We start from the raw sequence: 24,502 nt of genomic DNA on the forward strand, positions 1-24,502 counted from the left end.
TGCAGATTTACAAAATCAACAGTAAAGCCTGTAGTTGTATTGGTTATTGTATAATTTGGATTGACACTAGTCACTGCATTATAAACCAATAATGGATCATGAGTGAATTCTACAGTTCCAGATGAAATGTTTGTAAATCCAAGATTTTCTAAAACTAAGAAATTATAATGAGTGAAACCTGGTCTTGGTGGTGCCCAATAATTAATTAAATACACCCCTAAATCTTCACAGCTTTGCTCTTCAACTACTGGGAAATCTATAGTTACTGTGCTACCTGTAGCTACAGAAATATTATCAAAACTCGTTGTTGTAATATCATAGCAAGCTTCAGATTCATCATACAGATTAAAAGTTATATCGTAAACATCAGTTTCATTGCCACTAATAATTTGGAAATGACCAGTTGAAGAATTTACTGTATTAATCATACCATCACCATTAATTTCATAAGTAAAATAACCATTAGAGAAACTAAATTCATTTGCATCATACATAGAATTTGCATTATCATCAACAAAGGCATTCACTTGAATAAATCCAACTGTAGAAGCACAGAAGACATCAAAATCGAATTCAGTCGTACAACAGTCACTTCCTTGACCACAACTTATTGTAAAATCTGAATCAAATCTTACAGTTAAAGAATCTCCTGTAGAAGTATAAGTTAGGCCTGCAAAATCTCCAAAATTTCCATATACCAAATCAGGATTTAAAATGGTTCCATCTGAATCTACAATATAAACTTCATCAAAATTAGTTTCTGTAATACCTGCATTAAAAATAATTGTAAGTGGCAATCCATCTGAACTTTGGAAACTAAACTCACTAGTATCATCATTATCATAACAGTATGTTGTATTTACAACACCATCTTCACAAACAAGTGCTTGAAATGGATTTGTTCTAGTAGTAAAACTAGTTTCAGCACAACCATCTGCATCACCATTAGTATTATAAGGTGTTATTGTAACATAATAAGTGACTTCGAAATCTAGAATTCCCATATCATAAGTTAATACGTTTCCGACATCTTCATTATCTAATACTTCGGTTCCTCCAGATGTTAATCCAAGAGAAATTTTATAACCTGTAACCACACCTGAAGGCGCTATCCAAGATAAATCTGTATTTTCATCAACATCAGTTGCTCCATCTAAGGGTTGAGTTAAGATGACGTTACAGTCAGGCACAGCATTTGGATCTGCACAACTAACTTCATAAGAAATAGGTGTGTAACCTTGATCTTGACATGATACACTTCCATCAGAATCTACAAATACTGTAATACTGTCTCCACTTGAAAAGAAGCTTAAACCAGCTAGATCACCATTGTTACCATATATATTAGTAGGATTTAAATTTGTAAATCCATCAGAATCATAAACTACGAGTTCATCATAATTAACCTCAACTTGCCCTTCTGTAAAAAAGACTTGAAGCGGACTACCATCAACACTTGTATATTGATACATTACAACAGTTCCATTTGTATAACAAAATGTATTAGTTACGGGTTGAGCACAATCGACATCTACAACACATAAACTTTCAGTCGTAATAGTGAAATCAGAAATTGAGAAACAAGCATTAACACTATTTTGTACTCTAACAAAAATGGTTTCAACACCGTTAGTAGCGATATAATTATCAACATCAATAATTGGATTATCATTTGAGGATGCATCATTAAAACTATTATGAAAACTAATTATAAAAGAACTTGGATCTTGACCATTTAATATTTCAGGTAATGTTAATGTTAAATCAAATACAGTATTTGAATCACAACTGGTTAAGTCACTTGCATCTGCTAATACTGGTGCATCATCTTCTTCAATGACTTCAACTGATTCGGTAGAAATACAACCAGAAATTAAATCTGTTATTGTAACCGTATAAACACCTCCTGTATTTACTATAATTTCTGGATTTGTCTCACCAGTACTCCATAAATATTCATAAGCACCATTATTATTGTTAATGAATGGATACAACACAATGTCATTCCCACCACAAATCGTAAATGGACCATAAAATTCTATTAGCGGATTGAAATTTAGAACAATAATGTATTCAATCACAGTGAAATTAGTTGATTGTGCATCTTCTACTCGTACGTAAATTATAGTTGTATTATCATTAGTAAGAAAAACTTCTGGATTAGCTATCGGGCTGTTTTCGTTTTGAGCATCTGCTTCAGAATAATAATAGGTAAATATAAAGTCTGATGTATTTTGACCATTTACGATATTAGGTTCTTCAAAAGTTAAATCTACTTCAAGAGGCGTATTTGCTTCTGCACAAAACTCAACTAAAACTGAAGATGCAGACACACAATCAGTGTTTACTACTAAATCTAATGTTATAATGTCATAACAATCACCAGTATTTTGACTTACTCTTGCATATACAGTTTGAGCAAATGGTATTGTATTGGTATATATAGGACTTAACACATTGAAAAAACCTTCAGCATCCGAAAGTGTTTCATGGTAAGTTACTGTAAGTGTTGGATTTTGATTTCCTCCTAAAATTTCTGAAGTTTTGTTATCCAAATTAAAAGTGACTATTCCGTCATCATTATCGTCACAAACGTCATAAGGCGTTGGGTCATTAGCAACATTAAGTGAATCAACACTTAAATATAATGCAGGCACATTATTCACGAAGAAACATCCCGTTAAAGGATCTTCTGTGCGTATGTAAATGTCTTGATTGTATGGTACAATGTTAGTGTATGATGTTGGATTAAAAATTGCATTGGTGCCATCTGTAGCATCTTGAAAAGTTTCATGATAAGACAGTATTATGTCTTGATTTCCATTCATGAATTCTTGTTCCAATTGAGTTAAATCGAAAACTGCAAAACCATCTTGAGTACCAGAATCACAAACACTCAAATCAAATGACCAAGTGTATGATTGTATATAATTTACTATTAAAAGAAATGTAGTCACTTCAAAATTACCTGTAGATAATTCAGTAACATTAGCATAAATTACTTCAGGATTCGCTGTGTTTGTGTAAGGACTAAACAATGCATTCGTTTGATTAAATGCATCTGGTTCCGATAAATGATATGTTACATCGTATTCAGCCGGATTTAAACTCCCTAAAATTTCTGGAGTTTTTACATCTAAATCAAAGTCTGCAATGTCATTCTGAGCACATATTAGATAATCTGAAGGCTGATTAATACCTAGTTGAGCATAACCAGTAAACGTTGAGATTAGTAATACTAAAAGTAATAATTTTTTCATGAGCGGTTGATTTTAATTAAGCTGTTAAGAATTTGAAAATCAGTTAAAGATAAGCATATTTATAGATTTTCATTTATAAAACAGATTAACAATACAAATCCCTACCTTTAAACTTAAATCCATTTAAAATTATTAAAAGTTGCTCCTAATTAAAGTGTACTTTTGTAAAGTAAAACCTATAACTTCTTCGACTTCAATTTATGTCTATTAAATCTATAACTAGCACACAAAATCCTTATGTTAAGGAACTGCTTCAGCTTAAAGATAAATCTCGTGAACGAAAGACATCCGGATTATTTCTAGTTGAAGGACAGCGTGAATTATTATTAGCTATAAAAGGAGGTTATGACATTGAAACACTCCTATTTTATTCCGAATTAATTTCAGAAGATGAACTCAATAATTTTAACATTTCTCAACATAACATTATTGAAATATCAAAGGAAGTCTTTCAAAAATTAGCGTATAGAAGTTCTACGGAAGGCATTATAGCTGTTATTAAAAGTAAACCTCATCATGTAGAGGATTTACAAATTAAATCTAAAAAGCCTTTAATTCTCGTTGCTGAAGCACCTGAAAAACCTGGAAATATCGGAGCAATTTTACGTACAGCAGACGCAGCTAATGTGGATGCTGTTATTATAGCAAATCCTAAAACCGACTTATACAATCCTAACATCATTAGATCGAGTGTAGGCTGCGTATTTACAACTCAGATAGCTATGGGTTCAACATCAGAAATTATAGCATTTCTAAATAAAAATAACGTCACTATTTATTGTGCAGCTTTACAGGCTTCAACAGAATATCACATTCAAGATTATTCAAAACCTACTGCAATAGTTGTTGGAACTGAAGCAGATGGATTAACAGACGAATGGCTACAAGCTTCAACTCAAAATATCATTATCCCAATGCAAGGTGAAATAGACAGCATGAATGTTTCTGTTGCTGCAGGAATTATTATTTTTGAAGCCAAGAGACAACGAGATTTCGACTAACATATGACCGCAACAATTTTATTCTACATTATTATTAGCATTATTCTTATCAATTTTATAATTGATAAAATTCTTAATGCCCTTAATGCAAAGCATTACAACGATGCTATTCCTGAAGAGCTTAATGATGTTTATGATGAAACGGACTATAAAAAATCTCAAGACTATAAAAAAACCAATTATAAATTCGGAATTTTTAGTTCCTTATTTTCAATAGTATTAACGCTTGGCTTTTTAATTCTTGATGGTTTTGAATATGTCGATGACATTGCAAGAAATTTTTCAGAACATCCAATTATTATAGCGCTTCTATTTTTTGGAATTATTATGATTGGTAGTGATATTATCTCTACTCCTTTTTCAGTTTATAAAACCTTTGTGATTGAAGAAAAATTTGGATTCAATAAAACAACAGTAAAAACCTTTATCCTAGATAAAATAAAAGGTCTTTTAATGAGCGTTATTTTAGGTGGTGGAATTTTAGCACTTATCATTTGGTTTTATCAACAAACAGAAGAACAATTTTGGTTATATACATGGGGAATTATAATTGTTTTTACAATCTTTATGAATCTATTTTACGCCAGACTTATAGCACCATTATTTAATAAACAAACACCTTTAGAAGACGGCCCCTTACGTGAGGAAATTTCAGAATATGCACAATCCGTAGGTTTCAGTTTAAAAAATATTTTTGTCATAGATGGCTCAAAACGTAGCACCAAAGCTAATGCTTATTTTTCTGGTTTCGGAAGTGAAAAGCGAATCACACTTTACGATACTTTAATTAACGATTTAGAAGAAGATGAAATTGTAGCAGTATTAGCTCATGAAGTTGGTCACTATAAACGAAAACATATTATTTTCAATTTAGCATCATCAATATTATTAACAGGAATCATGCTATATATCTTGTCAATTTTTATATCAAATCCACTATTGTCAAATGCTTTAGGTGTCAAGATTCCAAGTTTTCATGTTGGCTTGATTGCCTTCGGAATGCTCTACGCTCCTATTTCAGAAATTATCGGTCTAGTTATGAATTATATGTCTCGAAAATTTGAATATCAAGCAGATGATTATGCAAAGACAACATACAAAGTTGAGCCCCTTATCTCTTCTCTAAAAAAACTTTCAAAAAATAGTTTGAGTAATTTAACACCTCATCCTTCATACGTCTTTATGCACTATTCGCATCCTACACTTTTAGAACGTGTTAGGAATTTAAAAAATAATTAATCCAAGTTATTTAAAAAACCCGTTGCACAATACATTTCTTATTGCTACTTTAGTTTTATGGCAAAAGTAGATATCGAAAAGGAAAATGCTGAGATTGCAAAAGCTTACAAAGATCTTCTTAAGGTAAGTTATCAAACACTTTCAACAACTGATAAGAAATTAATTCGTCAGGCGTTTGAAGTAGCTGTTGATGCGCATAAAACCCAACGTCGAAAGTCTGGTGAAGCCTATATTTTTCATCCCATTGCTGTTGCAAGAATTGTTGCTAGCGAAATTGGCTTAGATGCTACTTGTATAGCTGCTGCATTACTACATGATGTCGTTGAAGATAATCCAGATTATACATTAGCAGATATTTCTCAAATGTTTGGCGATGCTATTGCTCGAATTGTTGATGGCCTCACAAAAATCTCATCTTTAAACAAAGACAAAGATGTGTCTACTCAAGCGGAAAACTTCCGTAAAATGCTTCTGACATTAAATGATGATGTTCGAGTCATCATCATCAAAATAGCAGACAGACTTCACAACATGCAAACTATGGATTCGATGCGACCTGATAAACAGGAAAAAATCGCCTCTGAAACTTTATACATTTATGCGCCTTTAGCGCACAGAATCGGACTGTATAATATTAAAACAGAACTTGAAGACTTAGGGTTAAAGTATACAGAGCCAGATGTTTACAATGACATTCTTGAAAAAATTAAAGAAAGTAAAGAAGAACAAGATAATTATATTAAAGAATTTTCAGAAGTCATCGTAAATTCTTTGAATGAAGAAGGTTTAAATTACGACATTAAAGGTCGTCCAAAATCTATTTATTCTATCAGGCGTAAAATGGTGAAACAAGGGGTTTCATTTGATGAAGTCTACGATAAATTTGCGGTTAGAATAATTTACAAATCTGATGTAAATAACGAAAAATTTATAGCTTGGAAAATATATTCCATCGTTACAGATCATTTTACACCTAACCCAATTCGTCTTAGAGATTGGATATCATCTCCTAAATCTACTGGATATGAAGCATTACATATTACTGTAATGGGACCAAAAGGTCGTTGGGTAGAAGTACAAATACGTAGTGAACGAATGAATGAAATTGCTGAAAAAGGTTATGCAGCACATTACAAATACAAAGAAGGAAATGCCGAAGATGCCCTTGACACTTGGATTGACAAATTACAAGAAGCATTAGAAAGCAATGAAATGAATGCCGTTGATTTTGTCGAGCAATTTAAACTCAACCTATACTCCAAAGAAATATATGTATTTACACCAAATGGAGATTTAAAATCTTTACCCAAAGGAGCAACTCCTTTAGATTTTGCATTTAGTGTTCACACACAAGTAGGAATGAAAACTCGAGGCGCTAAAGTAAATGGAAAATTAGTGCCTTTAAGTCATGAATTAAATAGTGGAGATCAAGTAGAAATATTAACTTCTGAAAACATAAAACCAAATAGTAACTGGCTAGACTATGCCACAACTGCGAGAGCAAGAAGCAAAATAAAATCGTCGCTGAAAGATGAGAAAAAAGAAGTAGCTGAAGATGGAAAAGAGATTTTAAGACGTAAACTAAAACAACTTAAAATCAGTTTAGATGAGAAGTCAGTTAACGAAATGGTTAATTATTTCAAACTAAAAACCAGCCTGGATTTATTTTACAGAGTGGGTATTGGCACCATAGACAACAAGATGCTTAAAGAATATGCGGCTTCAAGAAGCAACATGTTTATGTCGTATATCAAAAGTAAAATTCGCAAGCCGACCGTTGCACCTGATCTTGATAAACAAGAAATTACTGCTAAATACGATATGTTGGTTTTTGGTAAGGAAGAAGAACAACTTGACTATAAATTATCTACCTGTTGCAACCCAATACCAGGTGACTCAGTATTTGGGTTTCTTACTATTAATGAAGGTATCAAAGTTCATAAAAAAAATTGTCCGAATGCATTAAGTTTACAATCTAATTATGCATATCGAATCATGCAAGCCAAATGGATTGATTCGTCTCAACAAGAATTTTCTGCACAAATCACTCTATCAGGAATCGACAATTTAGGATTGGTTAATAATATTACTAAAGAGATTTCTTCAAACATGCATGTAAATATGAAAAGTATAAGTTTTGATACAGATGGTGGTGTCTTTTCTGGAAAGATTAATGTTGTAGTTACTAACAATACAATGTTGAAAAAACTAATGAATAACCTTAAAAAAATTAATGGAATAGATAAGGTAACACGAGTATAATTACGTAAATTCGCATCACAAATTTATGAGTACAAATACAGAACAGAGTAACCAAGAGATTGTAAAGAACGTTTTTACAAAATTCCTAGAAGAAAAAGGTCATAGAAAAACACCAGAGCGCTACGCTATTCTTCAAGAAATTTATGATAGTGAAGAACATTTTGATATTGAGTCTTTATACATCAAAATGAAGAATAAAAACTATCGTGTTAGTCGTGCTACACTTTACAATACTATTGAAATTCTTCTGGAATGTGCCTTAGTTCGCAAACATCAGTTTGGACAAAATCAAGCACATTATGAAAAATCATACTTCGACAAACAACACGACCATGTTATTTTAACTGACACAGGAGAAGTCATCGAATTTTGCGATCCTAGAATACAATCAATTAAAAAAACAATTGAAGACGTTTTTGATATTTCAATTTCTAATCATTCACTCTACTTTTACGGAACAAAGAACAAACCAACTAACTAGATTATACAATGGCAGTAGATTTACTACTAGGACTACAATGGGGAGACGAAGGCAAAGGAAAAATTGTTGATGTATTGACCTCCAAATACAATATCATTGCTCGTTTTCAAGGTGGACCAAATGCAGGACACACTTTAGAATTTGATGGCATTAAACATGTATTACGAACAATTCCTTCAGGTATTTTTCATGACGAATCTATCAATGTTATTGGTAATGGTGTTGTTATTGATCCAGTGGTATTTGTTCAGGAATTAGATGGTTTAGATCAATTTAATTTAGATTATAAATCAAAATTAATCATCTCAAGAAAAGCACATGTTATACTACCAACTCACCGTCTTTTAGATGCAGCCTCTGAAACTTCAAAAGGAAAAGCAAAAATTGGCTCAACACTAAAAGGCATCGGACCAACTTACATGGATAAAACTGGTCGTAACGGTATTAGAATTGGTGATTTAGAACTTGATAATTGGAAAGAAAAATATAGAGCATTAGCTAACAAACATGAAGCTATGATTGGATTCTACAATGTAGACATTCAATATGATTTAAATGAAATGGAAGCTGAATTCTTTGCTGCTGTTGAACGTTTAAAAGAATTACAATTTATTGATAGTGAAGAGTATTTAAATCAAGCACTTAGAAACAATAAACCTATCTTAGCTGAAGGTGCGCAAGGTTCGTTACTAGACATTGATTTTGGAACGTATCCTTTTGTGACTTCTTCAAATACAACAGCTTCTGGTGCCTGTACCGGATTAGGTGTTGCACCAAATAAAATCGGAGAAGTTTTCGGAATTTTTAAAGCCTATACGACTCGTGTTGGCTCTGGACCATTTCCTACAGAATTGTTTGATAAAATTGGTGAGGACATGGCTCGAATTGGTCATGAATTTGGAGCTGTAACTGGAAGACCACGTCGCTGTGGTTGGTTAGATTTGGTAGCTCTCAAATATGCATGCCAAGTTAATGGCGTAACTCAATTAAGCATGATGAAAGGTGATGTACTTTCAGGTTTTAAAACTCTAAAAGTATGTACTGCTTACAAATACAAAGGGGAGACTATTTCACATTTACCTTTTAATATTGAATCTGAAAATGTGACGCCAATTTATACAGAATTTAAAGGTTGGAAAGAAGACCTTACAAAAATGAGAGACATATCTCAGTTTCCTAAAGAATTAAACGAGTATATAGCATTTCTTGAAAAAGAACTAGAAATCCCTATCACTATTGTTTCAGTTGGACCTGATAGAACTCAGACTATCAATAGACAAACTTAAGGCTCTTCTATTAAAAATCTGTTAAGGCATACTATTCCGAAGAGATAATAGTTATTTTTGGAGCAAAACATAACATCTTGAATCCAGTTTTCAGATACATATTTTTACTCACTTGTTGTTTATCAGCACTACTCTCCTATTCTCAAGAACCAAAAAAAATTAGAATTGAATATTCAGGGTTTACTGTCAAAGATTCACTTAAAGGAGAAAACATAACGACTTTTGTAAGAAGTGATCAAGCACAAATTCATATCATACATGAAGGTATAGACATGTGGTGCGACAAAGCTATTTATTATCAAAATGAAGATTTTATTGAAGCCTTCAGTGATGTAGTTGTAAAACAAGGCGACAGTATTAATATGACTTCTAAATATGTTGAATATAGCGGAATTACACAAATGGCCTTTGCGGCTGGCGATGTCGTACTAACAGAACCTCAATCTGTTCTTACAACAGACACGCTCTATTTTGATAGGGCAAAACAAGAAGCGTATTACAGAACAACTGGTAAGGTAGTTAGGGATTCTTCTGGAACAATTACAAGTCAGGTTGGTCGTTATTATATGAACAACAAAAAATATCGCTTTCTAAAAGATGTAGTGTTAGTGAATCCTGAGTATACTCTTGATACTAATCAACTCGATTTTTATTCTGATTCTGGACATTCGTACATGTATGGTCCTTCAACCATTGTTGGTGATTCTAGTAAAATTTATTGTGAACGTGGTTTTTATGATACCAATAATGATACTGGTTATTTTATTAAAAATTCTAAAATCAATTACAACAACAGAGAAGTAATTGGTGATAGTTTGTATTTTGATAGAAACCAAAGTTTTGCTTCTGCTACCAATAATATTGTAGTTACTGATACGATAAACAAAAGTATTATCAAAGGTCATTACGCAGAGGTCTTTAGAGCTAAAGACTCCGTATTTATAACCAAACGAGCTCTAGCGATTACTGTTCAGGAAACTGACTCCATTTATATTCATGCAGATACTTTAATGATTACTGGCAAACCTGAACATCGTATTACTCGAGCCTTTTATAATGCTAAAATGTATAAAAGTGATATGAGTGGGAAAGCAGATTCTATTCACGCAGATCACAAATCTGGTTTAACTCAACTCATTAATTTAAAACGTTTTTCTTCTTCAGACTCTTATGCAATAGATAGGAAACCGATTCTTTGGAATTTAGGCAATCAAATGACAGGTGACTCTATACACTTAATCTCTAATGTAGAAAAAGAAGAACTCGATTCCTTAAAGGTTTTTAACAATGCATTTTTAATCAGCAAAGACACTATTGGTGACGGGTTTAACCAAATTAAAGGTCAGAAATTAATCGGTTTATTTGAAAATAATGAATTATACAATATTGATATCATCAAAAATGCTGAAATCATATTTTATTCAAGAAACGAAGAAGACTCTTTGATAGGTATTAATAAATCGAAATCGGCTAAAATCAATATGAAATTTGAAGATGGCTATAAAATTGTTACACTTATAAATCAAGTTGATGGTGAAATTTATCCTGAATCACAATTTCCCGAAAATGCCAGAAAATTTAGAGGGTTTGATTGGCGAGGCGATGAACGTCCGAATAGTATAGAAGACCTATTTAGTGATGATCCGCCTTTAGAACTCCCAATTATTAAAGGTCTCGACAAATATATTCCAGAAGAAGAATTCTTTGATGAAGCCATGTTCAAACGTATGGATTCAGCTAGAGAAAAAGATAAAGATGACATCAACAAAGCAGAAAGAAATTTACCGAAATCCACAAAACTTATTAAAGCACAGCGTGATTCTGTAAAACAATTAAATCTTCCAAAACCATTGGTTAACGAGAAAAAGAAGGGTAACTAATGCAAGATGACTTTTTTAAATATCAAGCACAAACAACACCTCACCCTTTAGCAATGTCTATTGCTCATGCAGAAGGATCTTACATTTACGACACAAATAATAAAGCGCATCTTGACTTTGTTGCAGGTGTCTCAGCATGTAGTCTTGGACATAAGCATCCCAAAATTGTAAAAGCAATAAAGGAGCAACTAAACAAATATTTACATGTGATGGTTTATGGTGAATACATCCAAAAACCTGCAGTTGAATTAACTAAAATTTTAGCCAATAACTTACCCAAACCACTAGAAACAACATACCTTACTAACTCTGGTACAGAAGCTATTGAAGGTGCAATTAAATTAGCTAAACGTGTTACTGGTAGAAGTGAAATTATTTCAGCACATCATGCCTATCATGGCAATACAATTGGAGCCTTAAGTGTAATGGGATTTGAAGATCGTAAATCTGCATTTAGACCTCTTATGCCTGATGTTCGTTTTATTGAATTCAATAACGAATCACATTTACATAAAATCACCAAAAAGACTGCTGCTGTCCTCTTGGAAACTATTCAAGGTGGCGCTGGCTTTATTGAACCTACAAATGATTATTTAGAAAACGTTCGCCAACAATGTGACAAGGTTGGAGCATTACTAATTCTTGATGAAATTCAACCAGGATTTGGCAGAACAGGAAAATTATTCGGTTTTGAACATTATAATTGTATACCAGATATTTTAGTGACAGGCAAAGGACTTGGTGGCGGAATGCCAATTGGAGCTTTTACTGCTTCTAAACCTATGATGGATTTACTTCAAAATGAACCAAAATTAGGACACATTACCACCTTTGGTGGTCATCCAGTAATAGCTGCAGCAGCTTTAGCTACAGTCAAAGAAATTACTGAATCTGATCTGATGGCTAAAGCAATTGAAAAAGAACAATTGATTCGTAAACTTCTGGTACATCCACTCATTTCAGAAGTTCGCGGTAGAGGATTAATGTTAGCGGCAATAACACCTTCCGCAGATATTACAAACGAGGTGATTCTGCAATCAAAAGACAAAGGACTCATTTTATTTTGGTTACTTTTTGAACCTAAAGCGATTCGAATTACGCCTCCATTAACCATTTCAAACGAAGAAATCATAAAAGGATGCATGATCATAACTCAAATTCTGGATAATATCTTCACCAAATCAAAAGCTAATTAATTTTGTTTAATCATCTGATAATCAATTATTAGAAATAAATCATCTAATCTTGAACTACAACTGTTAATTACTTTGTTGAAAACATTGGCACTAAAAATGATGTTTTTGAACTGATAAGAGTAATTTTAAATAACGATTAATCCAAATTCGCTTATGGAGTTTAGTCAGCCTAATGACAACAACAATTTTTCCCTCACTCGCTTTGAATCGATGCTTAAAACAAACCATGTTTTGTTTTTTGATTCAAACGAATTTGAAAACATAATCCATCATTATTTAGAAAATGGTAAAATAGCGCTAGCAAAAAAAGCCATCAAATTAGGTCTAGAACAACATCCAACATCTGTAAATTTGAAGTTGTTTCTAACTGAAATTTACATCATGGAGAATAAGTTTTCAGAAGCAGATGAGGTTTTAAATGAGATTCATATTGTTGAACCTTCTAACGAAGAAATTTATATTCAAAAGGCTAGTGTATTCTCTAAACAAGATTTGCATGAAAAAGCTATTGAAACTTTAAAGGTAGCTTTGACACTCAATCAAGGTGATGATGGATTAACAGATTTGTTTGCCTTAATCGGAATGGAATATTTATTCTTAGATCAATTTGAAAATGCTAGAGAATATTTTTCAAAATGTTTAGCATTAGACCTTGAAGATTATTCTGCTTTATACAATATTATTTACTGTTATGATTTTCTAGATCAAAACAACGAAGCTATAGATTTTTTAAATATTTATCTGGATAAAAATCCATATTGCGAAGTTGCTTGGCATCAATTAGGCCGTCAATATTTTACAATTAAAGACTATGACAAAGCGCTAGCTGCTTTTGAATTTGCTATCATATCAGATGACAGGTTTGTAGGTGCTTACCTAGAAAAAGGAAAAGTACTAGAAAAGAAAAAGGAGTATCTAGAAGCTATAGAAAATTATAAAATCACATTAGCTTTAGATGAACCAACTTCTTTTGCTTTGTTAAGAATTGGACATTGTCATGAAAAACTAGGTCAAGATGATTTGGCTGTACAATATTTTTATAAAACCGTACATGAAGACCCTTTACTAGACAAGGGATGGATTGCTATAACTAAGTTTTATAATAAAAAACACAACTTTCAAAAAGCTTTATTTTATATTAACAAAGCTATTAATATTGACAGTGAAAATGTAATATATTGGAAGTTATATGCACAAATAAATCACCGTCTTAATTTCTTAGAGGAAGCTGAACGTGGATATAAAAAATCTTTAGACTTAGGCAATTATGAACTTCAAACTTGGTTATCAAGAACAGATATACTAATTGCTCTAGGCGAATTTGAAGCTTCAATTATAAGTCTAATTCAAGCTGCTGAATTCTACCCTGAAACAGCAGAAATTGAATTTCGTTTAGCTGGTTTAAACTTTGCATTACACGAAAATAGTAAAGGGCATTATCATTTAAAAAATGCACTTTTATTAGATCATGAGTTTGAATTCATTCTTGAAGAATTATTTCCAAATGTTTTACAAAAACCTTCCGTACAACAACTAATTTCAGATATGAAAAAATAACTAATCTAGTATTCTGGTTTAGAAAATCATTTCATTTTTAGTTTGACAATAGTCATTCCTATTTCATACCTTTACTGTTCTTATTTTAAAAAATGATTAGACAGTTTAAAGATTACTTATTTATTCTTTTGAAAGGTATTGCCATGGGAGCTGCTGATGTTGTTCCTGGTGTATCTGGAGGAACCATTGCCTTTATTTCTGGTATTTATGAAGAGCTTATCGAAAGCATCGACAATCTTAGTCTTGATGTTTTTAAAATTTGGAAAAAACATGGATTTAAAACCGCTTGGAAAACTATAAATGGTAGCTTTTTATTGGCACTATTTTCAGGTATTGCTATTAGCATTTTATCGTTAGCTAAACTTATCAAATGGCTTTTACACAATGAGCCCATTTTATTGTGGTCGTTCTTTTTCGGACTTGTTTTAGCTAGTATTCTTTACATTGGCAAACAAATTAAATATTGGACACCAAACATTTTCATTGCAATTATTCTAACCTCTATCCTATCTTACTTTATAACACTGGCTGAACCTTTTGCTTCACCAGACAGTCCTATTTATCTTTTATTTTGTGGTTTTATTGCGATTATAGCTATGATTTTACCTGGAGTATCTGGCGCTTTTATTTTACTTATCCTTGGCGCTTATGAAACTGCAATTAATACTGTAAATAATCTTATTGAAGGTATAACTACTGGTAACTGGGACATCTTAAAAGAAGCTTTACTAAACTTTTTCATGCTTGGTATTGGAGCTATAATAGGACTTAAAGTGTTTTCTAAAGTTCTCAACTGGATGTTTAAACATCATAAAAACTTGACGTTAGCGATTTTAACAGGGTTTATGATAGGATCACTAAATAAAATATGGCCTTGGAAAAACGTATTAAAAACACGTATAAACTCTGAAGGGCTAGAAGTTACGGCCTTAGATGAAAGTATATTACCTTCTGCTTATGATGGTGAGCCAAACATTTTATTTGCAATTATTTTTGTTGTCATCGGGTTTGCAACAATTTTAATACTTGAGAGTTTAGGCAGTAAAAAAGAAAAATTATAATGGAAGCTACTAGAACCTTTAAAGATCGTCTGTTTTTGGTCATTAAAGGACTGGCTATGGGAGCTGCTAATAAAGTTCCTGGTGTTTCAGGAGGTGTTGTCGCTTTTGTTGCTGGGTTTTACGAAGAATTTATTTATTCATTACAACGGGTTAACAAAACTGCGTTCAGACTTTTATTTAATGGACGGTTTAAGAGTTTTTACAGATACATTAACGGAAAGTTTTTAATCCTACTTTTTTCTGGGATGATTATCAGTTATTTTAGTGTATCAAAGATTCTAGATTATTTTCTTAAGAATTACGAGTTATATGTTTGGAGTATGTTTTTCGGAATGATTATTGGCTCAATTTACTATATCAATAAAGATTTTAAAGACTGGAATTATAAGAGTATCGTCGCCTTAACAATAGGTGTGATTTTGGGAGTAGGCATCAGCTTTTTGGATCCTGCAAAAGAAAATGACAACTTATTTTTTGTTTTTATCTGTGGAATAATTAGTGTTTCTGGCATGACACTTCCAGGGTTTTCTGGTTCATTTATTTTAATCCTTTTAGGTAATTATGTCTTATTGTTAGTTGATGCTGTGAATGCATTATATGATACATTTTCAGAGATGATAACTGGCGATTTTAGCTTTGTAAAAAACCAAGTTAGAATGCGGTTATTAAAAGTCTTAGGCATTTTTACTTTAGGCTCTGTTACAGGGTTAGTAACGTTTTCCCACGTATTAAGTTATGTGCTCAAACATTTTAAAAGCATTACTACAGCATCAATTATTGGTTTTATAATTGGCTCTCTAGGTGTGGTTTGGCCTTGGAAAAAAACCATTTTTAAAACTGAGGATGATGGCAGTTTTTTATTTGATTCACGGGGAGAAAAAATTATTGCTAATTACGAACGTTTTTTACCTGAACTTCATAGCGAAACTTATATCGCATTTGGATATATTATCATAGGAATATTAATAGTTCTTGCCCTTGAATGGTATGGTCAACGCACAAATAAAAGACATGTCTAGACTTGGTTTATTAGGAAAAAACATCGCTTACTCGTTCTCAAAAAATTATTTTACTGCAAAATTTGAAGCTGAGCAATTAGCATATACTTATGAAAATTTTGATATTGAAGAGATCTCAGAATTCCCAAAACTTCTTCATGACAATCCCAATATTTTTGGGCTCAATGTGACTATTCCGTATAAAGAAGAGGTTATTGCTTATTTAAATCATATAGATAAAAAAGCAAATAAAATTGGTGCAGTAAATACAATTACTATTGATTCTAATGGAATTCTAAAAGGTTTTAATACCGATTGTTATGGGTTTAAGAAATCAATAAAACCGCTGCTTGAAAAACATCATAACAAAGCTTTAATTCTTGGTACAGGAGGCGCTTCAAAAGCTATTGCTTACACTTTAAAGAAATTAAAAATAAAGTTTGATTATGTATCGAGAACACCAAAATCAACTAATAAATTCACATACGATAGTCTAACTATTGACGATATCAAAAATTATAATATCATCATCAATTGTTCTCCTGTAGGAACACATCCCAATGTAAATTCTTGTCCTAATATTCCTTATGAAGGAATTACAGATAAACATCTGCTATACGATTTAATTTATAATCCAGAAGAAACAAAATTTCTAAAATTAGGAAAAATGAAAGGCGCAACAATCTGTAATGGACTCAAAATGTTGGAATTTCAAGCAGAAAAAGCATGGCGAATTTGGAATTCATCCAAATAACCTTTCTAAATAAAGCTTCTTTTTTGTAAATCAACCACCTATTAGTATATTAGCCTTCTAATATAAAACACATTGAAAAATGTCTGAGAACGATAACCTGCAAGACGCAGATGGAAAGATTGATTTAAATACAAATGAAACGCCTCAAACTTCTGAGGATTCAAAAGCCTCTGAAACTTCAGCTACGGAGAATCAAGAAGCCTTAGAAGACAAGGTTGAAACAACGTCTGAAGCCACTCCTGAAAATGAGGATACAACTATTGAGACTGAAACCACTTCCGAAGCAACAGAAGAAATTATTGAAGAAGCAACAAATGATGCTGAAGTAACTTCCGAAGCAACAGAAGAAATCACTGAGGAAGACGTTGAAACTACAGAAAAAGCTGATGCTCATGTAGAAGAAATTGAAGAAGCAAATGCAGAAGATGCCGAAGATGAAGCTAATGCAGAACGTCATGAAGTCGAAAGTAAAGACTATCATGCCATGACAATGGAGCAACTTGTTGATGAACTTGAATCGCTTACTGAGAATCAAAAAATACAAACGATTAAATCTCAAGTAGATGAGATTAAATCTGAATTTCATTCTAAGTTTGGTGCATTACTTGACGAAAAAAAAGAAGAGTTTTTGAGTGAAGGTGGAAACATCATTGATTTTTACTTCACGACTCCAGTAAAAAAACGTTTCAACGACGCTTTCAAAACATATAGAAATAGCTTAAACGCTTATTATAAAAATTTAGAGTCTAACTTAAAGCAAAATCTAGAAAACAGACTTGCAATTATTGAAGAGATTAAAGGACTTATAAATGTTGAAGAAAACATCAACACAACATACAAGCATTTTAAAGAGCTACAAGAACAGTGGCGAAATGCTGGCCCAATTCCAAGAGATCGTTACAATAACGCTTGGAACTCTTACCATCATCATGTAGAAGTATTCTATGATTTTCTACACTTAAATCGCGACTTACGCGATATGGATTTTAAGCATAATCTTGATCAAAAAACTAAAATTATTGAACGTGCTGAAGAATTAGCTAAAGACGATAATATTAATCGTTCATTTAGAGAATTGCAAGTACTTCACAAACTTTGGAAAGAAGAATTAGGTCCTGTTGGCAGAGAACATAGAGAAGAAATTTGGGAACGTTTTAGCAATGCTACCAAAACAATTCACGATAAACGTCAAGCCTACTATGCTGATTTAGATAAAGCATACGAAGGGAATCTAGCAAAAAAAGAAGAGATTATTTCTAAGATTGAAAGTGTCGCACAAGAGCAACCTAAGAGTCATCAAGCATGGCAAAAGCAAATCAAATCTATTGAAACATTACGTCAAGATTTTTTTAATGCTGGAAAAGTACCTATCAAGGTAAATGATGCGACATGGACAAAATTTAAGACTGCTGTTAGAAATTTCAACAGAAATAAAAACACATTCTATAAGTCGCTCAAAAAAGACCAATATGACAATCTTCAAAAAAAGCAAGATCTTATCAAAATTGCTGAAGACAATAAAGACAACGAAGATTTTAAGACCACAACACCTTTAATGAAAAAAGTACAATCTGATTGGAAATCGATTGGACACGTACCGAGAAAGGATAGTGACAAAATTTGGAAACAATTCAAGAAAGCTTGTAATCATTATTTTGATAGAATGCATGCTGAAAGAAATGCGGCTAGTGAAGAAGAAATGGCAGCTTTTGAGAAAAAATCAGCTTTATTGGAAACTGTTAAAGGCATTGAGTTAGCTGGAAAACCAGAGAAAGATATAGAAACAATTAAAGCACAAATTAACGATTGGAAAGCGATTGGACGCGTGCCTAATAATAAACGTTTTATTGACGGTAAATTTAACAAAGTTATTGATGGTCTTTTCGGTAAACTAGATATGGATAAAGCAAAACTAGAAATGGTTAAGTTTGAGAACAAGTTAGAATCTTTATCAAAACCAGATGATACTAGACTTTTAGATAATGAACAAAATTACATCAGAAAAAAAATTAGCGAAATCAAAGGTGAAATAAATCAACTAGAAAATAACATGCAGTTCTTTTCTAATGTTGATGAGTCTAATCCGTTAGTTAGAGATGTCATTAAAAACATAAAAAACCACAAAGACAGCCTACAAACTTGGGAAGACAAGCTAAGAAAGGTGAAGAGCATGTACTAATTTAGGTTGCAACTTAACAAACCTGTATCTTTACAACAAATGTAAATGCATGTCCTTTAAAGCACTAAATCTTAATAAATCTATAGTAAAAGCTATTGAAGAGGCTGGTTATTCAGAACCTACTTTAATTCAAGAGAAAACTATTCCACATGTTTTAGAAAAAAAAGATGTGATTGCGTCTGCTCAAACTGGCACAGGAAAAACAGCAGCGTTTGCACTTCCTATTTTACAAATACTTTTTGATAAACAGGATGCGCCAAAAAAAGGTAAAAAAGTTAGAGCATTAATTGTAAGTCCGACACGAGAACTTGCTGGTCAAATTGGTAAGAATTTCAAAACTTATGCTAAGTATACCAATTTAAGAACGACAGTTATTTTTGGAGGCACAGGTATTGAACCTCAAATTGACATTTTAAAAAAAGGGGTAGATATTGTTGTTGGAACTCCTGGTAGATTATTAGATCTTCATAAACAAGATGTTTTAAACTTAGACTATATTGAAGTTTTAGTTTTAGACGAAGCCGATTTAATGCTAGATATGGGATTTATTGATGACGTTAGAAAACTTGAACGTTTGTGTCCCGAAAACAAACAATCTTTATTGTTTTCGGCTACTATGCCCTTCAAAGTAGAACAGTTAGCAAATTCTATTCTAACAACTCCTGAAAGAATTGAGGTAACTCCAACCTCATCAACGGCAAAGAACGTGAGCCAAGTACTTTATTACGTGCCCAAACGCAATAAAATAGAACTCTGTTTACATTTATTACGAAACACAATCAAAGGAAAACGTATTTTAATTTTTAGACGCACAAAATTTGGAGTTGACAAACTCGAGAATACATTAACCAATAATGGATATCAAGTTGAGCGTCTTCATGGAGATCGTACGCAAAGTGAGCGCCAAACTGCACTTAACAAATTTAAGCACGCTGAAGTTAATATTTTAATTGCCACAGATGTTGCTGCTCGAGGTATTGATATCAATGAATTAGATGCCGTTTTAAATTTTGATTTACCAAGCGTTCCTGAAACTTATGTACATCGCATTGGTAGAACTGGCAGAGCTGGAAATTTTGGAAACTCCTACTCCATGTGTTCTGCGGATGAAAAAAGCTACGTTAAAAGCATTCAACAATTGATTAATGTACAAATTCCTGTTGAAGACAATCATCCTTATCCATTAGATCCCAAGGCAAAGCCTATTGTTCACAAGAAAAAAGGTAGTAAGCACAAAAAAGGACGTAAAGGTCAAGGTTCTAAAAAGAAAAAGAAGCGTTGGTATTAATATAGTCAGTGTCTTTTAGTTATATTTAGAAACCTTAAAACAGTAAATATGACTTACGAATTTTTAATGTTTTTACATTTATACACTATAATTCCTTGTGTATTTATTGGTGGTTTACTTTTAATCATAAAAAAAGGAACAACTATTCACAAGCAATTTGGCAGAATCTACATGGTGCTAATGTTATTTACTGCTATTGTAACCCTGTTTATGCCTGCTGCTGTTGGTGGGAGTATCTTTAATCACTTTGGATGGATTCATCTTTTTAGTTTTCTTACACTATGGACAGTACCTACAGCTTATTTAGCTATTAAGAAAGGAAATGTAAAATCACATAAACGAAAAATGATCTTACTCTATTTTGGTGCAATTATTATAGCTGGTGCATTTACATTTACTCCAGGTCGTTATTTACATGACGTATTTTTTGGATGATATAATTCTTAGTTTGATGTATCAATAAAATCTTCACCAAACCTAATAATACCATGCGTTGTATTAATCAATATTTTATTTGGACTTGTATCTTTTCCAATAACCATCATTTTTGAAGATTGGTTTTCACGACTTGGAGCAATTTCAGTGATGATATCACCATAATAATGAACCGTATTATGTCCGAATGTTTCAATATAATAATCCATGTCTTCTGGAAAAAATAGATTGATTTCAGAATACACTGTATCCATTTTAAAATTAGTAAACCCGTTTGAAAAATTATGAACCCAAAACTTACTGTTAAAATCTATTATTTCAACATTATTACCAATCTCACCAATTTTGGTTGTTGTAAATTCATTATTTAAGATCACATCTTGAAGTTCGGCAACTTGCACATCATCAACATGGTCAAATTTATACGAACCTCCACGCAATGAATTACTTCTAAAATTACCATTCACAATGTCAAAACTATTTAAAGAATTAGTAATATTTTGAAATTTAAAACTTGTATTTCTTGCTGTAACACTTAATCGACTTTCCAAATCTAGATTAAATCTCATATTAGAATTTGTTGCTTTAATATTTAAATTGAGATTTTGAGGTAATTTAATAATGAAATTAGTCGTTAATATCTTAACGTTTTTTGTGCTAATCTTTATCTTTTTACCTTTTCCATCTACCTCTCGTAAGTTTTTTAAATATTCCTTTAAACTTTTAGTTCTAGAACTACTATTAATAGCCATAAAGTATTGTTTTCCTTTTCTGAAATTAATTGATGTTGGCTCTTTAAAACTAATATAATCGCCTTCAAAAGTAATTCCAAATAGTGTTTCAACACTAAACGAAACATCACTTAAAGTGTTAACACTATGAGCTTTAATATCTATTTGATTAGGGTTTAATTGTGCAGACGCTTCTATTCCTTCTAAGATTTTATTCATGTCTTTTTTTGAATAGTTTTCAAACTCAACAGAATAATCAAAATGAATTTTAGTATCTTCAGAAGGCACAATTACAACATGAACACCTTCTAAATCTAAGTTTAAGTCCATTAAATTTTCAACATCAAAACTTTCTTTATAAATCTCTTTAACTTGAGCCTTAACTTGCCATGTTGTGATGAGTAACAATATAAAAATTCTAGATAGTACTGTCATGAGATTCGGTTTTTTGATTTAATACTTTGATATGTTTTTGAATGTCTTTTAATATTCGAAGACGTGTTTGAAGATTATCCACTAAGGCTTCTATCACTAGAATATTATTGGTATCCGTTTTAAATTCTGCTGAAATCGCTTTATAATCAGCATCTAATTCATTTAATTTTTTTCTGAAGCGTTCTATCAAAAACTCATCATTAGCAATAGCAATAAAACTCTGCCATTCTGTTTCAATATTTGCTAAATACTCTGCTTCAATCGTTTCAATTTGAGCCACAATAGGAGATTCTTTCACTGTGTTTAAGTTTGATGGAACAACTAAAAACCCAATCGTTAATGCTATAATTATAACTGCAGCAATTTTCACCAATAGCCACGACACTAGTAGCTTGGGTTTTGAAGCCTTGAGTTTTTCATAAAACTCGTCTCTATGACCTTCTGGCAATTGCTTCTCAAGTCTATCTTCCTCTTTAAATAAATCTCTAATATCTTGCGTCATGGTATTTATCTTTTAGTAAATCTTGTAATTGTAGTTTTCCACGCCTTAAATGGGTTCTAGAGGTTTTTATAGGAATCTCTAAAATTTGTGAAATCTCCTCATGATCATAACCTTCAACTAAATATAAATTGATTACAACCTTATATTTTGGGTTGAGTTTGTTAATAGCGACTACGATTTCTTCTTTGGTAATAGTTGAATCGAAAGACCAATTTGTGTCATCCAAAATCTGTACATCTTCAACTTCAATATTGGAAAACTCAAGCTTTCGTTTCTTTAAAACATCTAAACAAGTATTGATTATGATTCGCTTTAACCAAGCTCCAAACGTAAAATTGAATGCATAACTGTTAATGTTGATAAAAGCTTTCAAAAACCCATCTTGCATAGCATCTTTTGCATCCTCGTCATTTAAATATCTACAAGCCACATTAAACATAGCATTACAGTATAAATCATAAACTTGCATCATCGCTTTTTCATCTTGCTTTTGGCATCTTGAAATTAAAATATGATGTGTTTTTGACATTTAAATTTGGTTAGCTTTCATTATCAATAACGAAATAAAATATTTAGGGTTTCAAATTTCTTGATTTTTTTTTCAAAAAGTGATTATCTTTAATCACAAATCCAACTTTTATGAGTTCAGATTATAACAATCCTGCATTTAAAAAATTACTACAAAGACTTCAAGAGGAGAGTTGGCAATTAGAATTAATTATTTCTGGGTTCGCCATTTTTGGTCTATTTACTGCGGTTGAACCAATTAGCGATGCAGCTAACTTAGCCCAATCAAAACAACAGTTAGTTAAGTTTATAGTATTAGTGATAGCTCTTATTTCATGTGCAATACTTATTTTTAATTTACTGCTTCATGTGGTGCTTCGTGGTCTATGGATCGGAGCTTTAGGTCTACGTTATGTCTCTGGAGACATAGATTATGATGCATTAAATTACAGTGAAAAATTCACTAAATACCTTAAGAAAAAAGTAGGATCCTTTGATAAATATGTGGCTACTTTAGAGAATTATTGCAGTGTAATGTTTGCCATTTCATATCTATTGATTTTTTATGTCTTGGCCTTGACGTTTACAATCTTGTCTATAGCCTTGATCGCTAATTACATAATTGATAATGATAATTTACCTGAAACAGCTCGAACAATATTAGGTGTTGCACTCATATTATTTATTGTTTTTGGAACGATTTTTACTTTCATTGATTTTATTACGCAAGGTTGGCTAAAGAAGAAAAAATGGACATCAAAAATCTATTTCCCAATTTATTGGGTATTCAGTTTTATAACCCTTTCCTTTTTGTATCGACCATTGGTCTATAATTTTCTTGATAATAAATTTGGGAAGCGTTTAAGTTTCGTATTGGTTCCTATTTATTTTGCGATTCTGATTATGACCTCATTTAATTACAAACCTTCTAATTATTTTGATCGAGCAGACTTTTCTTCAGAATTAACAGCAAATAGAAGAAACTATATAGATTTAGTTAAAGAGGATAATGTAACTATAGATGAATTTGCCATTTCTTCTAAGGTGATTACGGAACCCTATATAAATATTTTCATGGAGTTTACTGATCATGTTGAAAACAATATTTTTAGGTTTAATCCCGATTTAGAACCAGAAAAAGATAAACGAGGTTTACAGAGTAACATTATAATCATAAATGACTATGATTCACCCGAAAGAACAAAACGTAAAGATTATATGGAAACTTTAAATCATGTCTATACAGTTAGGATTGACTCAACAGATTATGATTCTGAATTTATTCTCACAGAAAGTAAAAAAGAAAATCTAGGTCTTGAAACATTTGTAAGCATTAAAGACTTAGAAGAAGGCAAACACCTCTTAAAAGTTTTGCGTAAACGCATTAAAAAAGGAGACACAGTAAGACATGCTGTTTGCAGAATACCGTTCTGGTATTTTAAAGATTGAC

General features: G+C 31.9%; 19 protein-coding genes. 15 read left to right on the plus strand and 4 right to left on the minus strand.

The genetic code is table 11. The features are described from left to right. Nucleotides 1–3,260 (minus strand): hypothetical protein (locus tag AB8B90_RS03560; RefSeq protein ID WP_405333700.1); only part of this gene is annotated, 3,260 nt, incomplete at its 3' end. A 200-nt stretch (nucleotides 3,261–3,460) separates the two neighbouring features. Here AB8B90_RS03560 and AB8B90_RS03565 point away from each other — a divergent pair. The 14 genes from AB8B90_RS03565 (at nucleotide 3,461) to AB8B90_RS03630 (ending at nucleotide 20,877) form a co-directional block, all read left to right on the plus strand. After that, a complete protein-coding gene (locus tag AB8B90_RS03565; RefSeq protein WP_405333702.1) occupies nucleotides 3,461–4,261 on the plus strand; it encodes a TrmH family RNA methyltransferase in 801 nt (266 codons plus the stop codon). A gap of 3 nt (nucleotides 4,262–4,264) precedes the next feature. Continuing rightward, nucleotides 4,265–5,500, plus strand: a complete 1,236-nt coding sequence (locus AB8B90_RS03570; protein ID WP_405333704.1) for a M48 family metallopeptidase — start codon at nucleotides 4,265–4,267, stop codon at nucleotides 5,498–5,500. Nucleotides 5,501–5,557: 57 nt separating this feature from the next. Next, complete coding sequence (locus tag AB8B90_RS03575; RefSeq protein ID WP_405333706.1) at nucleotides 5,558–7,762, plus strand: RelA/SpoT family protein; 2,205 nt, start codon at nucleotides 5,558–5,560, stop codon at nucleotides 7,760–7,762. Between the two features lie 25 nt (nucleotides 7,763–7,787). Beyond that, nucleotides 7,788–8,243, plus strand: coding sequence for a Fur family transcriptional regulator (locus tag AB8B90_RS03580; RefSeq protein ID WP_405333708.1), 456 nt, complete (start codon nucleotides 7,788–7,790; stop codon nucleotides 8,241–8,243). Nucleotides 8,244–8,251: 8 nt separating this feature from the next. Further along, entirely contained in the window at nucleotides 8,252–9,529 is a 1,278-nt protein-coding gene (locus tag AB8B90_RS03585; RefSeq protein ID WP_405333710.1) for an adenylosuccinate synthase, read from the plus strand. A 77-nt stretch (nucleotides 9,530–9,606) separates the two neighbouring features. After that, a complete protein-coding gene (locus AB8B90_RS03590; protein ID WP_405333712.1) occupies nucleotides 9,607–11,409 on the plus strand; it encodes an OstA-like protein in 1,803 nt (600 codons plus the stop codon). Continuing rightward, entirely contained in the window at nucleotides 11,409–12,605 is a 1,197-nt protein-coding gene (locus AB8B90_RS03595) for an aspartate aminotransferase family protein (RefSeq protein WP_405333714.1), read from the plus strand. Before AB8B90_RS03590 ends, AB8B90_RS03595 begins: the two co-directional genes overlap by 1 nt. Before the next feature lie 153 nt (nucleotides 12,606–12,758). Further along, complete coding sequence (locus AB8B90_RS03600) at nucleotides 12,759–14,162, plus strand: tetratricopeptide repeat protein (protein ID WP_405333716.1); 1,404 nt, start codon at nucleotides 12,759–12,761, stop codon at nucleotides 14,160–14,162. A gap of 92 nt (nucleotides 14,163–14,254) precedes the next feature. Next, the gene (locus AB8B90_RS03605; RefSeq protein ID WP_405333718.1) at nucleotides 14,255–15,223 is read left to right on the plus strand and encodes a DUF368 domain-containing protein; all 969 of its coding nucleotides are present in this window, start codon (nucleotides 14,255–14,257) and stop codon (nucleotides 15,221–15,223) included. Then, on the plus strand, nucleotides 15,223–16,242 hold the full coding sequence (locus AB8B90_RS03610; RefSeq protein ID WP_405333720.1) for a DUF368 domain-containing protein: 1,020 nt from the start codon (nucleotides 15,223–15,225) through the stop codon (nucleotides 16,240–16,242). Before AB8B90_RS03605 ends, AB8B90_RS03610 begins: the two co-directional genes overlap by 1 nt. Beyond that, nucleotides 16,235–16,975 carry a shikimate dehydrogenase family protein gene (locus AB8B90_RS03615; RefSeq protein ID WP_405333722.1) on the plus strand — a complete coding sequence of 247 codons (741 nt, stop codon included), beginning with the start codon at nucleotides 16,235–16,237 and terminating at the stop codon, nucleotides 16,973–16,975. The genes AB8B90_RS03610 and AB8B90_RS03615 overlap by 8 nt, the downstream gene beginning before the upstream one ends. Before the next feature lie 79 nt (nucleotides 16,976–17,054). Further along, nucleotides 17,055–19,154, plus strand: coding sequence for a DUF349 domain-containing protein (locus AB8B90_RS03620; protein WP_405333724.1), 2,100 nt, complete (start codon nucleotides 17,055–17,057; stop codon nucleotides 19,152–19,154). Nucleotides 19,155–19,203: 49 nt separating this feature from the next. Next, entirely contained in the window at nucleotides 19,204–20,442 is a 1,239-nt protein-coding gene (locus tag AB8B90_RS03625; RefSeq protein WP_405333726.1) for a DEAD/DEAH box helicase, read from the plus strand. 48 nt (nucleotides 20,443–20,490) lie between these two features. Further along, complete coding sequence (locus AB8B90_RS03630; protein ID WP_405333728.1) at nucleotides 20,491–20,877, plus strand: DUF2306 domain-containing protein; 387 nt, start codon at nucleotides 20,491–20,493, stop codon at nucleotides 20,875–20,877. Nucleotides 20,878–20,885: 8 nt separating this feature from the next. Here AB8B90_RS03630 and AB8B90_RS03635 read toward each other — a convergent pair whose 3' ends face one another. Genes AB8B90_RS03635 through AB8B90_RS03645 form a run of 3 tightly spaced genes read right to left on the minus strand, consistent with a single transcriptional unit; the run spans nucleotide 20,886 to nucleotide 23,074 of the window. Continuing rightward, entirely contained in the window at nucleotides 20,886–22,043 is a 1,158-nt protein-coding gene (locus AB8B90_RS03635) for a hypothetical protein (protein WP_405333730.1), read from the minus strand. After that, on the minus strand, nucleotides 22,027–22,545 hold the full coding sequence (locus AB8B90_RS03640; protein WP_405333732.1) for a hypothetical protein: 519 nt from the start codon (nucleotides 22,543–22,545) through the stop codon (nucleotides 22,027–22,029). The genes AB8B90_RS03635 and AB8B90_RS03640 overlap by 17 nt, the downstream gene beginning before the upstream one ends. After that, entirely contained in the window at nucleotides 22,529–23,074 is a 546-nt protein-coding gene (locus tag AB8B90_RS03645) for an RNA polymerase sigma factor (RefSeq protein WP_405333734.1), read from the minus strand. The genes AB8B90_RS03640 and AB8B90_RS03645 overlap by 17 nt, the downstream gene beginning before the upstream one ends. Nucleotides 23,075–23,184: 110 nt before the next feature. Between AB8B90_RS03645 and AB8B90_RS03650 the strand changes: the two genes are divergently transcribed. Next, nucleotides 23,185–24,501 carry a hypothetical protein gene (locus tag AB8B90_RS03650; protein WP_405333736.1) on the plus strand — a complete coding sequence of 439 codons (1,317 nt, stop codon included), beginning with the start codon at nucleotides 23,185–23,187 and terminating at the stop codon, nucleotides 24,499–24,501. The last annotated feature ends 1 nt before the right edge of the window (nucleotide 24,502 follow it).

Source organism: Psychroserpens sp. (assembly GCF_045105015.1).
Lineage (GTDB): Bacteria > Bacteroidota > Bacteroidia > Flavobacteriales > Flavobacteriaceae > Psychroserpens.

Bases quoted from the DNA above. Each gene is read 5' to 3' on its own strand.
- AB8B90_RS03575 (WP_405333706.1), top strand. From the start codon at position 5,558: ATGGCAAAAGTAGATATCGAAAAGGAAAATGCTGAGATTGCAAAAGCT.
- AB8B90_RS03630 (WP_405333728.1), top strand. From the start codon at position 20,491: ATGACTTACGAATTTTTAATGTTTTTACATTTATACACTATAATTCCT.
- AB8B90_RS03625 (WP_405333726.1), top strand. From the start codon at position 19,204: ATGTCCTTTAAAGCACTAAATCTTAATAAATCTATAGTAAAAGCTATT.
- AB8B90_RS03595 (WP_405333714.1), top strand. From the start codon at position 11,409: ATGCAAGATGACTTTTTTAAATATCAAGCACAAACAACACCTCACCCT.
- AB8B90_RS03615 (WP_405333722.1), top strand. From the start codon at position 16,235: ATGTCTAGACTTGGTTTATTAGGAAAAAACATCGCTTACTCGTTCTCA.
- AB8B90_RS03600 (WP_405333716.1), top strand. From the start codon at position 12,759: ATGGAGTTTAGTCAGCCTAATGACAACAACAATTTTTCCCTCACTCGC.
- AB8B90_RS03610 (WP_405333720.1), top strand. From the start codon at position 15,223: ATGGAAGCTACTAGAACCTTTAAAGATCGTCTGTTTTTGGTCATTAAA.
- AB8B90_RS03635 (WP_405333730.1), bottom strand. From the start codon at position 22,043: ATGACAGTACTATCTAGAATTTTTATATTGTTACTCATCACAACATGG.
- AB8B90_RS03620 (WP_405333724.1), top strand. From the start codon at position 17,055: ATGTCTGAGAACGATAACCTGCAAGACGCAGATGGAAAGATTGATTTA.
- AB8B90_RS03645 (WP_405333734.1), bottom strand. From the start codon at position 23,074: ATGTCAAAAACACATCATATTTTAATTTCAAGATGCCAAAAGCAAGAT.
- AB8B90_RS03570 (WP_405333704.1), top strand. From the start codon at position 4,265: ATGACCGCAACAATTTTATTCTACATTATTATTAGCATTATTCTTATC.
- AB8B90_RS03640 (WP_405333732.1), bottom strand. From the start codon at position 22,545: ATGACGCAAGATATTAGAGATTTATTTAAAGAGGAAGATAGACTTGAG.
- AB8B90_RS03605 (WP_405333718.1), top strand. From the start codon at position 14,255: ATGATTAGACAGTTTAAAGATTACTTATTTATTCTTTTGAAAGGTATT.
- AB8B90_RS03580 (WP_405333708.1), top strand. From the start codon at position 7,788: ATGAGTACAAATACAGAACAGAGTAACCAAGAGATTGTAAAGAACGTT.
- AB8B90_RS03650 (WP_405333736.1), top strand. From the start codon at position 23,185: ATGAGTTCAGATTATAACAATCCTGCATTTAAAAAATTACTACAAAGA.
- AB8B90_RS03565 (WP_405333702.1), top strand. From the start codon at position 3,461: ATGTCTATTAAATCTATAACTAGCACACAAAATCCTTATGTTAAGGAA.
- AB8B90_RS03585 (WP_405333710.1), top strand. From the start codon at position 8,252: ATGGCAGTAGATTTACTACTAGGACTACAATGGGGAGACGAAGGCAAA.